The organism is Nocardia sp. CA-129566 (assembly GCF_050956075.1).
GTDB lineage: Bacteria > Actinomycetota > Actinomycetes > Mycobacteriales > Mycobacteriaceae > Nocardia.
Window position 1 is genome coordinate 7,253,685 of record NZ_CP192085.1, and the last position, 12,510, is coordinate 7,266,194.

General features: G+C 61.5%; 17 protein-coding genes. 13 read left to right on the forward strand and 4 right to left on the reverse strand.

What is annotated here, in order from left to right:
• Window position 1: 1 nt before the first annotated feature.
• Both dnaJ and hrcA read right to left on the reverse strand, forming a co-directional pair.
• Window positions 2-1,153: a molecular chaperone DnaJ gene (dnaJ, locus tag ACQP0C_RS32045; protein WP_433726042.1), complete on the reverse strand. Its 1,152-nt coding sequence runs from the start codon at window positions 1,151-1,153 to the stop codon at window positions 2-4.
• 140 nt (window positions 1,154-1,293) lie between these two features.
• On the reverse strand, window positions 1,294-2,325 hold the full coding sequence (hrcA, locus tag ACQP0C_RS32050) for a heat-inducible transcriptional repressor HrcA (protein ID WP_433726044.1): 1,032 nt from the start codon (window positions 2,323-2,325) through the stop codon (window positions 1,294-1,296).
• 360 nt (window positions 2,326-2,685) lie between these two features.
• Between hrcA and ACQP0C_RS32055 the strand changes: the two genes are divergently transcribed.
• The gene (locus ACQP0C_RS32055; RefSeq protein WP_433726046.1) at window positions 2,686-2,841 is read left to right on the forward strand and encodes a hypothetical protein; all 156 of its coding nucleotides are present in this window, start codon (window positions 2,686-2,688) and stop codon (window positions 2,839-2,841) included.
• Window positions 2,842-2,918: 77 nt separating this feature from the next.
• Here ACQP0C_RS32055 and ACQP0C_RS32060 read toward each other — a convergent pair whose 3' ends face one another.
• Both ACQP0C_RS32060 and ACQP0C_RS32065 read right to left on the reverse strand, forming a co-directional pair.
• A complete protein-coding gene (locus ACQP0C_RS32060) occupies window positions 2,919-3,341 on the reverse strand; it encodes a DUF4254 domain-containing protein (protein WP_433726048.1) in 423 nt (140 codons plus the stop codon).
• Window positions 3,338-3,556 (reverse strand): hypothetical protein, encoded by a 219-nt coding sequence (locus ACQP0C_RS32065; RefSeq protein ID WP_433726050.1) that lies wholly within the window; start codon window positions 3,554-3,556, stop codon window positions 3,338-3,340. Before ACQP0C_RS32065 ends, ACQP0C_RS32060 begins: the two co-directional genes overlap by 4 nt.
• Window positions 3,557-3,582: 26 nt before the next feature.
• Here ACQP0C_RS32065 and ACQP0C_RS32070 point away from each other — a divergent pair, with 26 nt between their 5' ends.
• From ACQP0C_RS32070 to ACQP0C_RS32125, 12 genes are all read left to right on the forward strand, one after another.
• Window positions 3,583-4,005, forward strand: a complete 423-nt coding sequence (locus ACQP0C_RS32070; protein WP_433726052.1) for a hypothetical protein — start codon at window positions 3,583-3,585, stop codon at window positions 4,003-4,005.
• 28 nt (window positions 4,006-4,033) lie between these two features.
• Window positions 4,034-4,918: a helix-turn-helix domain-containing protein gene (locus ACQP0C_RS32075; protein ID WP_433726054.1), complete on the forward strand. Its 885-nt coding sequence runs from the start codon at window positions 4,034-4,036 to the stop codon at window positions 4,916-4,918.
• Window positions 4,915-5,127: a DUF397 domain-containing protein gene (locus ACQP0C_RS32080; RefSeq protein WP_433726056.1), complete on the forward strand. Its 213-nt coding sequence runs from the start codon at window positions 4,915-4,917 to the stop codon at window positions 5,125-5,127. Before ACQP0C_RS32075 ends, ACQP0C_RS32080 begins: the two co-directional genes overlap by 4 nt.
• A 1,154-nt stretch (window positions 5,128-6,281) precedes the next feature.
• The gene (locus tag ACQP0C_RS32085) at window positions 6,282-6,932 is read left to right on the forward strand and encodes a hypothetical protein (protein ID WP_433726057.1); all 651 of its coding nucleotides are present in this window, start codon (window positions 6,282-6,284) and stop codon (window positions 6,930-6,932) included.
• Window positions 6,933-7,119: 187 nt separating this feature from the next.
• Window positions 7,120-7,431 (forward strand): hypothetical protein, encoded by a 312-nt coding sequence (locus tag ACQP0C_RS32090; protein ID WP_433726059.1) that lies wholly within the window; start codon window positions 7,120-7,122, stop codon window positions 7,429-7,431.
• 15 nt (window positions 7,432-7,446) lie between these two features.
• Window positions 7,447-8,226 (forward strand): hypothetical protein, encoded by a 780-nt coding sequence (locus ACQP0C_RS32095; protein ID WP_433726061.1) that lies wholly within the window; start codon window positions 7,447-7,449, stop codon window positions 8,224-8,226.
• Between the two features lie 2 nt (window positions 8,227-8,228).
• A complete protein-coding gene (locus tag ACQP0C_RS32100; RefSeq protein ID WP_433726063.1) occupies window positions 8,229-8,639 on the forward strand; it encodes a hypothetical protein in 411 nt (136 codons plus the stop codon).
• A 203-nt stretch (window positions 8,640-8,842) separates the two neighbouring features.
• Entirely contained in the window at window positions 8,843-9,175 is a 333-nt protein-coding gene (locus ACQP0C_RS32105) for a hypothetical protein (RefSeq protein WP_433726065.1), read from the forward strand.
• A gap of 228 nt (window positions 9,176-9,403) precedes the next feature.
• Window positions 9,404-9,982, forward strand: a complete 579-nt coding sequence (locus tag ACQP0C_RS32110) for a DUF3558 domain-containing protein (protein WP_433726067.1) — start codon at window positions 9,404-9,406, stop codon at window positions 9,980-9,982.
• A 39-nt stretch (window positions 9,983-10,021) separates the two neighbouring features.
• Window positions 10,022-10,498: a hypothetical protein gene (locus ACQP0C_RS32115; RefSeq protein ID WP_433726069.1), complete on the forward strand. Its 477-nt coding sequence runs from the start codon at window positions 10,022-10,024 to the stop codon at window positions 10,496-10,498.
• Window positions 10,495-11,643 (forward strand): WXG100 family type VII secretion target, encoded by a 1,149-nt coding sequence (locus ACQP0C_RS32120; RefSeq protein WP_433726070.1) that lies wholly within the window; start codon window positions 10,495-10,497, stop codon window positions 11,641-11,643. The genes ACQP0C_RS32115 and ACQP0C_RS32120 overlap by 4 nt, the downstream gene beginning before the upstream one ends.
• A 28-nt stretch (window positions 11,644-11,671) precedes the next feature.
• On the forward strand, window positions 11,672-12,448 hold the full coding sequence (locus ACQP0C_RS32125) for an ESX secretion-associated protein EspG (protein WP_433726072.1): 777 nt from the start codon (window positions 11,672-11,674) through the stop codon (window positions 12,446-12,448).
• Window positions 12,449-12,510: the final 62 nt, after the last annotated feature.

The following is a 12,510-nucleotide window of genomic DNA, read 5'->3' on the forward strand; positions in this document are numbered from 1 at the left end:
GCTATCGCCCGCTGAACGACGCCCGCAGCCGGGCGAAAAGGCCGCTGTTGTGCTCGGACTGCGCCGACATCACCTCGGCGCGTTCACCGGTGCGCATGCCCTTGTACTTGCGCAGCAGGTCGGTCGACTTGGCGTCGAGTTTGGTCGGCACCACGATGTCCAGATGCGCGAGCAGATCACCGCGCGCGCCCGAGCGCAGTCGCGGCATACCGTGGCCGCGCAGCACCGAGATCTCCCCCGGCTGAGTGCCCGGCGGGATGGTCAGCTCGGTCGGGCCGTCCAGGATGGTGTCGACGACGACGGTGGTGCCGAGTGCGGCATCGACCATCGGCACCCGAATGGTGCAGTGCAGATCGTCGCCGTCACGGACGAAGACATCGTGCGGCTGCTCGACGATCTCCACGTACAGATCACCCGCATGCCCGCCGCCGGGACCGACCTCACCCTGCGCGGCCAACCGCACTCGCATGCCATTGGCGACACCCGCCGGAATCGGCGCGGCGATCTCGCGGCGCGCCCGCACCCGACCGTCACCACCGCATTTGTGGCACGGATCGGGGATGGTCTCACCCGCACCACGACAGGTCGGACACGGACGCGAGGTCAGCACCTGCCCGAGGAACGAACGCTGTACGGACTGGACCTCACCGGCACCACCACAGGTTTCACAGCGCACCGGCTTGGACTTGCCATTGGTGCCGGCGCCGTGGCAGATATCGCACAGGATGGCGGTGTCGACGGTCAGATGCTTGGTGACGCCGACCGCGCATTCGGCCAAGCTGAGCCGGGTCCGCAGCAGCGAATCCGCACCGGGCTGCACCCGGCCGCGCGCCTTGCGCGTCGCACCGGAGCCGCCCATACCGCCGAAGAACGCCTCGAAGACATCGCCGAGCCCGCCGAATCCGGCACCCGAGAAGCCCGCGCCACCGCCACCGGACTCGAGCGGGTCACCGCCCATATCGACGATGCGCCGCTTCTCCGGGTCCGACAGCACCTCGTAGGCGGTCGACACTTCCTTGAACTTGGCCTGCGCCGCCTCGTCGGGGTTGACGTCGGGGTGGAGTTCCCGCGCCAGCTTGCGGTAGGCGCGCTTGATCTCCTGGTCGGTCGCGTTCTTCGCGACGCCGAGCAGTCCGTAGTAGTCCCGTGCCACTTGAGTTCTCTAGTCCTTGGTTTGCAACAGCATTAGTCGGATGCACTCAACTTTATCCGCCGAAAGGTCGAGGGTAACAGCGACACCGGCTGACCGTTTCGAGCGACCTGCAAGCAATCGCTACGGCCGGGCGCCGCCCCTCAGCGCTCCGCGAGCACCTCACCGATATAACGGGCAACGGCCGCGACCGATGCGATGGTCCCCGGATAGTCCATTCGGGTCGGGCCGAGCACACCCATGCCGCCGAGAACCGCACCCGCCGCACCATAGCCGGTCGACACTACCGAGGTCCCGCGCATCTGCTCGACCTGGGTCTCCTCGCCGATGCGCACCGTGACGGTGCCGGGATGCTGGGCGGCCGCGAGCAGCTTCAGCACAATCACTTGCTCCTCCAGCGCCTCGAGCACATCCCGCAGCGAACCGGGGAAGACGAAGTCGGCGGCATTGCGGGTCAGGTTGGCGGTGCCGCCGAGGACCAGACGCTCTTCCGGATGCTCGACCAGGGTCTCGACGAGTACGGTCGAAACGCGCACCAGCACGTCCTTGAGTCGCACCGGAGCCCGCTCGGGTAGTTCGGAGACGGCCGCCGAGGCGTCGGCCAGTCGCTTGCCGTCCATCGCGCCGCCGAGCATGCCGCGCAGCGCGGCGAGATCTTGGTCATCGACGAGCGCGCCGAGTTCGACGAGACGCTGGTCGACGCGGCCGGTATCGGTGATCACCACCAGTAGCAGCCGCGCCGGATTCAGCGCGACCACCTCGATGTGGCGGACCGTCGAGGCCGAAACGGTCGGATACTGCACGACCGCGACCTGCCGGGTGAGCTGGGCCAGCAGGCGCACACCGCGGCGCAGCACATCGTCAAGATCGACACCGGACTCCAGGAATTCCATGATCGCCCGGCGCTCGGCGGGCGAGAGCGGCTTCACCTCGGAGATGCGGTCGACGAACTGCCGATAGCCCTTATCCGTGGGAATGCGGCCGGAACTGGTGTGCGGCTGGGTGATATAGCCCTCCGCCTCCAACACCGCCATATCGTTGCGGACCGTCGCGCTGGACACCCCGAGGTTGTGCCGCTCTACCAGCGTCTTCGACCCGATCGGCTCCTTGGTCGCGACATAGTCCGCGACGATCGCCCGCAGGACCTCGAAGCGCCGATCCTCGGTACTCGACATGGCCCCACCTCCTCGCTCGTCCTCGGGTACGTCTATTTATCCAGTCTAATTGCCCGCCCGGCAATTGCCGTTCCCACGGCAGCAAACTACCGGGTCCCCTGTGATCCAGGTCCCACCCCTGCCGCGCCGCCCGCCACGAACTCCGCAGTGCCAGTTCGAAACCTGCCCCAGTACACCGAGACCTGTTGCCGGATCGACCCGAATTCGCACCACGCCGTCCTCCCCTGAGCGGCTGCACAGTCAGCTTCTTCCCGACCGATTGGTCTGCACCAGCGCCGAACGCTCGCGCAACTGATGCTCACCGACATCGATAGGACGCGACCTACGTGGCCCGAGGAGAACCGAGCACGACTGACGGTCGTGAAAGCACCAGATGTTCACGGCCGCACCCGCCTGGATCCGGGCGACGCCGTCGTGCTCCGCGCCGACAGCCGATACCGGCTGGTGCCGGTCCACAACGCCCGCTTCGCCACCGAACTGATCGACCGACGAATCCTGGTCGCCCGATCTCAATGACCGCACCTGACCTGAGCGACACCACCAGATTGTCCGCGCGGACAAAATGTCGAGGAGATGTTCCGGAGGCGGCGCTGTCAAGGGGTGCCGGGGAGGCGACGGCGGCCGGCAGTGAGTTCGGTGGCCAAATCCTCGTAGGCGACGGCCAATTCGGCCAAGCGATCCCACGCGTGCCACAAGTCCCACTGGTCATCGGCGGCCAGAGCGGCGTAAGCGCAGGCGGTGAACTGCGCCAAGCGATCCAGCACAGCGCCCAGGGTCTCGGTGTGGAGATAGACCGCGTCATGGGCTGGAGGTAAATGGATTTCGGCCCAGCGGCCGATCTCCCGGACCAAGCGGGCACGGTCTTCGTCGATATCGGTCGTGATACCTGGTGCCGCGCCGAGGCGACGCTCATGCAGCATGGTCAGTTCGCGAGCCGCGCGCAGCAGCGGATGGTTGGTGACGTAGCCCCGACAGGCTTGCAGCAATTGCAGTCTCGTCGGCAGCGAATCGCTCACCGTGTCACCCCGCGACCAACGCAAGCACGCACCGCCGCCACAATCACCGCGCCCGAAGGACGGAACGTGTCCCGTGGCGGGACAACCCAACTCCGATAGGCATCGGCATCGACCGGCGACGGCAGCGCGATCTCGCCGCCGAACGGCACGATCGACACGTCGATTCGAAATAGTTCGGCGAACACTGCCATATCGTCCGGCAGGTCGGTCGGCACAGAAAAGTCCATCTGCTCGAGCGGATATGGGCGATGATCGGCCCGAGGGGGAGTCCACGAAACAGCATGTCGTCCCGAATGATTCGACCCAATCTCACGGGCATGGTGATGGCTCCGACGACACCGACTTTCACGACGATCCGGCCGATCTCCGGGTGAATTCCGGCGGGCAGGCCACAGATGCGCCGATAGAAGGCGCAACGCGAAGCAGGTGTATCGGCGAACACTTGCTGGTCCATGAGGAGCCTCGAATCGCATTGATGGTCGTTGATCGCATCGGCCGACCAAGACTCGTTGTTGCCGAGCAGGTTTCGAACTCTCCGGTCGTCTGGTGCGAAACCAGCACACCATCCCTCACCTGCATGCTTCAATCTTCCAGCACTCGCTATTCGCTTGAAAACATTCATCTTCCAAGAGTTGGCAGCAAGTTATTCCAGTTCGGAACTTGATCGTTCGAATCATTAAGGAAGTGGTCACATGGACAGTGCAGTCGGTTCGACGCTCCCCAGACGACTCCTGGCTCGCGAGTTGCGCCGACTTCGCGAATCCGCCGGGCTCGGAGTGGAAGTCGCGCGTCGGGCGATCAGCTGCTCCGCCCAGACCCTGTGGCGGATGGAGACCGGCCAATCAGTTCGCCTGCGCCCGCACGACATCGAGAAGCTGGGGCAGGTCTACCGGGCGACGCCGGACGAGATAAAGATCCTGCTGAACCTGACCGAGGAAGCGCAGCAAAAAGGTTGGTGGCACGCCTTCGACAGCACCTTTCCGAAGTTTCTGGACCTGTATCTCGGCCTTGAGACCTCGGCTGTCCGACTGACGACATATCAAGCCGAGCTCATCCCCGGTCTGCTTCAGACGCCGGAGTATCTTCGCGCGCTGACCTGGGCTTGGTATCCGAATCTCGACACCGCGGAAGTCGAGGCTCGCATCGAATTACGGATCAAGCGTCAAACTCGGGTGACCCACCCTCATGACGCGCTCATCATGGACGTGACACTGAGCGAGACGGCTCTTCGACTGCCGATCGGCGGCCCAGCCGTGATGGCAGACCAATTGTGGCACCTGGCCGAGATGAGCAAGCGTCCCAACGTGACAGTCCGCGCCGTACCGACGGCGGTTGGCGCACATCGCGGACTGGTCGTCGGTCCCTTTGTGCTCCTGGAGTTTCCGACACACCCAACAGCTCACCTAACCGAACCGCCGATAGTTCACTGTGACGGATACACAGGTAGTCTCTATCTTGAGAAACCAGAAGAGATCGAGCAGTACCGCGGTGCACTCACCGACATCAAACGTTCGGCGTTGGATGGGGTCAAGAGCCGCGCTCTCATCGTGAGCATTGCGAAGGAGCTAGCTCAGTGACAGCGAACCTGAACGGAGCCAACTGGTTCAAGAGCAGCCGCAGCACTCCCAATGGGGAGTGCGTGGAAATCGCGTTCCTCGATGATGACATGGTCGGCGTCCGCGACTCGAAGAACCCGAGCGGCTCGGCACTCGTCTTCACTCCGGGCGCATGGGATGCCTTTACCGCCGGTGTCGCCAGCGGCGAGTTCAGCATCCCATCCACCTGAGCAGCGGCCCGACCAGTGGCACTCGGTCGGGCCGTTCCAGACATTGGTCGTATGACAGCTCACCTCAACTGAGCCAACCCAATTAGCTTGTCGCCCAACCTATGCAGATCACAGCCCCGCAGCCGACAACGCTGCGGGGCTGTTGTCGATTGCCGGGTTGACAAGAACTGCAAGGCCAGAGAGGGTGGTCACGGCTGCCACTGTGGCGGCCGGTCAGACGCGAGCGGGGGGTTTGATGCCAATTCCCAATGAGTTAATGCTGCCCGCACGGGGCACCAGCCCTTGCCGCGAGGTGCCGTGACGGCGAATCAAGGGTTCTATCCCGACGAGTTCTGGGACGATGAGCCTCTTCAGATCAAGTACTCGGCCGTTCCTAAGCCTGCACCCGCTGTTCCTGAGCCGCGCCCGCCGGTTCCGAGCCCTCTCACTCCCCAGGCGACGACCACTCCATCGGGATCATCGTTCGCCACAATGCAACTCGACTCCGGCTTCTTGCCCATTCAGATTCGCGTGAGCGACGGTTGGTACCGCTACGCGCAACCGCATGAGACAGGTAAGGAGTTGCTCCGCGCCTATCAACTCGCGACTGGGGAGCAGTTTTCTCGAGTTCTGTCGTCCGGCAAATGGTTGTCCGCACGACAGCTTCCCCGTTTGACAAATGAACTATGCCAGACAATGTGGTGGCGTCCGCCTTATGGTGGAGCTAGCGCAAATGGGGGTTTGATGCAGATTTCAGAGACGATAGCGCTGTCCGCGTCACCGGCCAGCGGTTACCGCGAGGTGCAATGATGGCCGGAGGCCACTACAACCACTACGACGATCCCGACGAATTCTGGGACGAAGAACCCCTTGAACCGAGGCCCAAAACCTCTCCTGCGGCGCCGACTCCACACCATCCCCTGAGCCCGCCTCCTTCGTTGAGTCCGGCTCCACCGGCAACGCCCGCTCGTCCCTTGACCCCACATCGCCCATTCAACCCGCCTCCTCCCATCGTCCCCGCAGATCCCGATCCTTCGCCGACATCGAGTTTACGGGGGTCGCCTTTTTCCGCACCTCGTGCGGCGCCTCCTCACGCACCAGACTCGGGTGGACTCGACAAGCTACTCAACGATCTTGCCCAGTTCCATGGGTATACCCAAGCAATATCCGGTCTGATGCAAGAGGTCTTTTCTGCCGGGCCGTCCTACGCTACAGGTCGCGATAGCACAGGGGTGGTGGAGGTCATTCTCACGAACACCGGAGAACTCGCTCGAATTATCGTTTCAGACAACTGGCGACGACATCTCGATCCGGCTTGCATCGGTACAGCAGTTGTCAACGCCGTCAAGAACGCCGAGCAGCAACGTTTCGAATCGACCTGTACTACCGCGGTCGAAAACGGCACAATCGATAGGCTCGAAACATTGAGCATGGATGACGTCGTACCAACCAAGTTCACCTCACCAGAACCCACCGCCTCCCCCACCGTCGGCACCGAGCAACTGCTAGAGGAGGCGCTTCAAATGCTGAACGGCAATCCCAACGAAGCGAAGTCCGGCGAATTCGTGGGGACGACCGGTTCGGAGGACGAACTCTATGCGTCGGTCACGTTGACCCGAAACAGTATTGTCGACTGCATCGTCCGCGTACCGTGGGGAATGGATGCCGGAGGCGGCTCGATTGCGTGGGCAGTCAAAGAATCATATGACCAGGCCCATCGTCGCCGGGCCGAAACTGAAAACGACAGCACATTCGGCACACTGATCAACGATGCGCTTCAAGCCCTTGTCAACATCCAGATTCAATCGCCTAAGGAGAAATGGTGATCCCCACTGCACAGGAGTTCAAGGTTGCCTCGACGCGCTACGAACCGATGCAGGCGCTTGGATCGGCGAGTCAACTCGACAATAACCGGCTACGACACATCGACCAATATTGACCTTGGCTAGCAGCTGTCAACGCGATCACAGATGGCTCTACTGAACATTCAAAATCAATCGACGGGGGAAACTAATGGGTGCTGATCCGCAGAAGCTCAAGGTTGCGACTGGCTCATTACGTAGCGACGCTGGTCTTTGGGATAGCAAGTCAACCACAATGCAGGAGCTCAAGACAAAGATCGAGACACTGACGTTCACCCGCCTTGAAGCGGGATTGTTCCAGGTCATCGTCAACGCGAACGATGAACTTGTCGCGGACTTGGCCAGCCGATCAGGCGAAGCTTCCCAGCGCTTCACTGAGGTGGCCAACGTGCTGCGCGTTTGCGCCGACACTTACGAGGCCGAGGATGCAGCTGGCAAGCATCGCATCGACAATGTTTGGTAAACCAGGAAGCCAATAATGAGTTTTGATATTTCTCAATACAATTCGGTTCTCGATGGGTTGGACAAGTTCTTCGACAAGGTTGACAACGCAATTAGAATCGATGTCCCGAACGCCAAGGACGACGCTCTCGACCTCCCTTACGTGAGATTACTTCCCACGCTTCAGCGGGTTATCAAGGCTTGCGCAGACAAGATTATCGAGATTTGCAAATGGATATGGGAAAAGATTAAAGAAATATACCATGGAGTACGCGCACCGTACGAAATGTACCTGCGAAGCAAGGACTGGTCGGACGTGCGGGATACCGCAACCGGGGTCAAGCAGGCGCTCGACGGCAACAATGTGCAAGCACTTCGAAACTGGGAAGGTACGGCGCGAACATCATATTTGCAGACGTGCGGCAGCCAGAGTGGCGCTGCAGGAACATTTTCTGACATCGCCGAGAAAGCGAGTAGTGCGATGATGGATTGCGCGGTGGGGGGCCTCGCCTTTTATGTTGGGGTACTCACGATTTGTGCTGAATTCCTTCTCGGTCTCGCGAGGGCAATCGGCGAGCTACTCTCCGGCGTTGGGGCAGGTATCAGCATCGCCGATATTGCCGCAACTTCTGGGATCTCCACAGCAGCTATTTGGGGTGCAGTCGCTGCGCTGTCGACCTTCCTAGGAACGCAGTACAAAGCATTTCGCGAGCTGGATAGGGCTTTCCCCGAAGGAAAGTGGCCGGACTCGCAGGCGTCGACTTTTAGTGATGCGTCGGTTGAAAGGGACAACAAATCTGGCTGGAAGATCGCGTAATCGTGTCTGATGAAGAGATCCAGAGCAGGACTGAATGGGAACGGCGGGTGCGCCTGTTCGGGCTCGTTGTCGTAGCGACCCCGCCCACCCTGATCGGGTCTGGACTCTTGTTCACGTTCGTCGGCGATTGGGCGAGAGTCGGTCTCATCCAGCGAGTTGCGATCGGATTCGCGTTGGCAGTGCTGCTGCTGGCGATCGCAATCAGCCGACGAGAGCCCCCTGAGGGGCGACTCCTGGTCGCAGTTCGCAGCGCGTTTTTCACTACGTATGCAGCGGTGGCGGTAGCAGCGGTTCTCGCTGTCCTGGACGAGAACGGGGAAATCTTGGCAATCCCGATCTACTTAGCGCTGATTTTTTCTCTTCACGCTCTATATGAACGCTGCGTCCAACGATTTGAAGCGTTCGGAAAATGATCCAATCTCTGAAGTCTATTCTTGCCGTAGTTGTGATATCAACCGCTGCTGGAGCATGCAAAAACCCTCCGCCAACTGTGACGCCAGCCGCAACGACCCCGAGCTCCGCACCTCAGCGCACATTGCGAGATCTGTGCAATCCGCTAGCCGAATTCTTCGCACACGACCTGCAAGCACTGGACACGAGGATAAGGGAGACGCAAATGCTGGAATTGTCGATCGATAAAAGCGGGAACTGCTATGTGGATTCAGACTCCGCTTGGGTCGGGTGGGTTGCCTTTTCCAGAAACGAATATGGCGATCCGACGCCCAAGGATCCGACTTTTCATCCCATGAATGGGACATCCGCGCCCGTGTGGATCCGCAACACTCGCCCAGACGGCCTGATCGGACTCATCACGCAGTCGGACGGTTGTAACGTCACGATCCAAATCAACCAAGAATCAACAACGACATCGAGTGGCCCCCTGAGAATGACCGAAGAACAGCTGCGACAAACCGCAGAGCTCAGCATTCGGTTAAGCCGCATGAAATAGCAGCTCGCTTTGGTCCCTATCGATTGCTAACTAAACGAAGTACGGTAGCTGTGCCGACGCACCAGATGGGCTCAGAGTTCAGCTCTTTCGACGATGGCAGGGATTTTAGAGATGGCGAGCTTGCACGGCCAGTGCGGCGCCGGTAGCGTCAGCAGACATGCCGACAGGGGGCGGAGGAGCCGGTCCGGTCCCGGCAGGCCAAGTGCGGGCACCGGCTGCGAGGGACCGATGACGAGCAGTTCGAAATCGTTGCGGCTGGCGGTGATTGGTGTCGGTGTCACTGTGCTGGCAGGTTGTGGGTCCTCCGATCAGGGGAACGCCCGGCCTAGCGGTGGCGCGAGCGGATCGTCGGGTTCGACGGCGAGTCTCGCTGCGGATGTGCCTGCCGGTTACGACCCTTGCAAAGATATTCCGCAAAGCGTCTTGGACTCGGAGAACCTGCGTGGCAAAGATAAGGACGATTCAAATGCCTCCGGCGGAATCAAGTGGCGCGGCTGCGGCTGGGTTCAACCGGATGGGTACTCGCCAAGCATTCGGACGACGAACATCACCGTTGACATGGTGCGGGACAAGAAGTTTCACGATGCTCACGAGTTCACGATCAGCGGTCGCCAAGCAATCTCAGCGCGCCAGGCCCATGATCATCCTGAATCAATGTGCGTGGTGAACGTCGAGATGAAGGGTGGCAGCCTCGAGTTCTTCCTCGATAATCCTCCGTCGAACCGGAAGACCGGGAAACTCGATACATGCGAACTCGCCAGAACCTTGGCTGAGAAGGTCGTGCCGACGATGCCCGCGAACGTTTGACCGCAGCTTCTGGTCCGACAAACAGGGAGGGAAGAGCACATGGCTGATGACACCACAGCGCCTCGGCCGATGGCGAACATGATCACCGCCGCCAATGAAGGGCAGTTGGCAATTGAGATGAAGCCTGAGGACTTCATCTACATCGATCGCGATTGCCAGTACTTCAAGGATGCTATCCGGAAGATCCAGCGAACGATGCGGGAAGTATCGGAACAGCAGCATTGGGGTTTGGGGGAAAACAACGACCGCTTGGTCTCAGCACGCACCCTGGTCGACCGCTTCAAGAAGAAGGCGAAGGGCGCAGACGACGGCAACTCCGTGTGGGAGATCATGGAGCAGCACTACAAGATCGTCGAGGACATCCAACAAGTCCACCGCACCATCCGCGAACGAATGATGCAGGCCGACAGCGACTTCGCCGCCGAGTTCACCAGCCTCGAAACCACCTTGCCGGAGCGTCCCCCGGTATCACTCCCGACCGGCCCCTACATCCTCCCCGGTGGGCGCACCAAATGAGCGGCTACGAACCAACCCGGATCAACGACGGCGAACACTCGGACAGCTGGGAGCATCCGGATATCAAGGACGCTTTCAATCCGCTCGATCCCACCGACGCGGTCAATCAGGCCGAGAAGTACTGGAAGGTGCACCAGGACTGGGAGCAGGGCGTCGAAACCTTTGCCCGCTCGATCCAGAACTCCATCGCGCAGGCGTGGTCCGGCCCTGCCGCCGAGAAATCAAAAGAGTCGATCCAGAACTACACCAACGACGCCCGCAATCTGACACCTGCTCTCGCCGAGCTGTACTCGCGGGTCAGCGACGCCGCCGTCGCCATCTCCGAAACCAAAAAGGCCCTCCCTGATCCGGTCGTCGTCACCTGGACCTCATGGGCCTGGCCACCGCACCGCTGGGACCTGCAGCGCGAGCAGAGCGAGGAGGCCGAGAAGGCTCGTAAAGCGATGGACGAGTACTACGTTCGGCCATTCAGTGCCATGGATGGCAAAATTCCCGTGCTCGCGGCACCGACCAGCCCGACCAAATCGGTCGACATCACGGCGCCACGGCCCGGCGGGGATGGCGGTGGTACGAGCTCGGGCGGTCCCGGAAACTCCCCCGGCACAACGGGTTCTGGTACGACAGGGGGCACCGACGGCGACGGCAGGCCCGACACCACCGAGGAACAGGGCGAACAGACGAAGCCGGAGCAGACGCAATCCAGCTCAACGGACCCCACCATCTCATCTACCATGCCCACGGGAACCGATCCGGCGCAGACGACTCCGTCGTCCCTCACCTCGACCGACCCGGGCAAGACGACGCCAACCGGACTCGGCACCACAACCAGCCCAGGATCTCCGGGTTCGCCGACCGGCACGGGTTCGCCGAATCAGCAAAGTCCGGGCCGCACAACACAGGGCGTTCCTGGTATGACCGGCACCGCGGGCACCGCAACGTCCTCGACCACAGCGGCTGGTCGCGGCGCCAGCGGTATGGCGGGCATGGGCGGTATGGGTGGCGGACGCTCCGGTGGCAAAGACGATGGGTCCGAGCACAAGATCCCCGAATACCTGATCAACCAAGAGAATACCGACGAACTGCTCGGCGACATGCCGACGACGGTGGCTGGAGGGGTGATCGGCGGGAACGCCGACACCGACTGAGATCGCGGCGCAGTAAGATTGGACTCGAATGGCCGAATGGACTTGGGAACCGGACGATTTCGCCGCGCTCTGGTACAGCGAAGCACACGACCGGTTCCCCAGCCCGCTGCGCTACACCAGCCGGTTCGCCTATCGCAACGAGTTCGCCGCGCACCGCATCGCGGTGCGCGCGCGCTACTCGGCCGATGAACTGGAGCAGATTCAATTAGCTCTGCGCACCCTCGGCGATTCCGATATCAGAATCGAAATCCTTGGCGGCACTTGCAAACACAAGCAGAGCACCAGTCGTGATGATCTGCGCGAGTACCGGATCGTCGGTGCCAGAACGCCGCACCGCTCGGTCACGCTGACCCAGTTCGGCAACGCCACCGAACACGGGCGGATCCGGTTGTGTATGTCCATCACCGACAATCTGCCTACCCGGATTGTCGCGGCGGTACCCGCATGTCGGCCTGGCACCGCGAAGCCCGCCACCTTTCATCCCGATGAACTGCGCCCGCTGCATGGCAACTATTTCGAGGACGTCGCCCGCAACACACCCCACGAGCAATACCGACGCCTACTCGGCCGCCAAGCCGACGGCGGTGGCACCGCGGCCCTACTCACCGGCCCCATCCACACCCATTCGAAGCCGTCGCAGGTCCTGCAGTGGTACGACATCACCGACGACGGCCGCTACACCGAAACCCGTGGTGCCCACATCACCGTTCGCCCCACCACACCCGCTGACCTCACCACCCAATTCACCACGTGGATCGACCGAGCCCTCCAACGCCTCGAGGAGCAGCGCAGCAACACCTGGTAGCGCTACAACCCGAGCCCTACCGGAGCCGTATCGCCGCCCTCAGGAACCGAGGACATCGGATC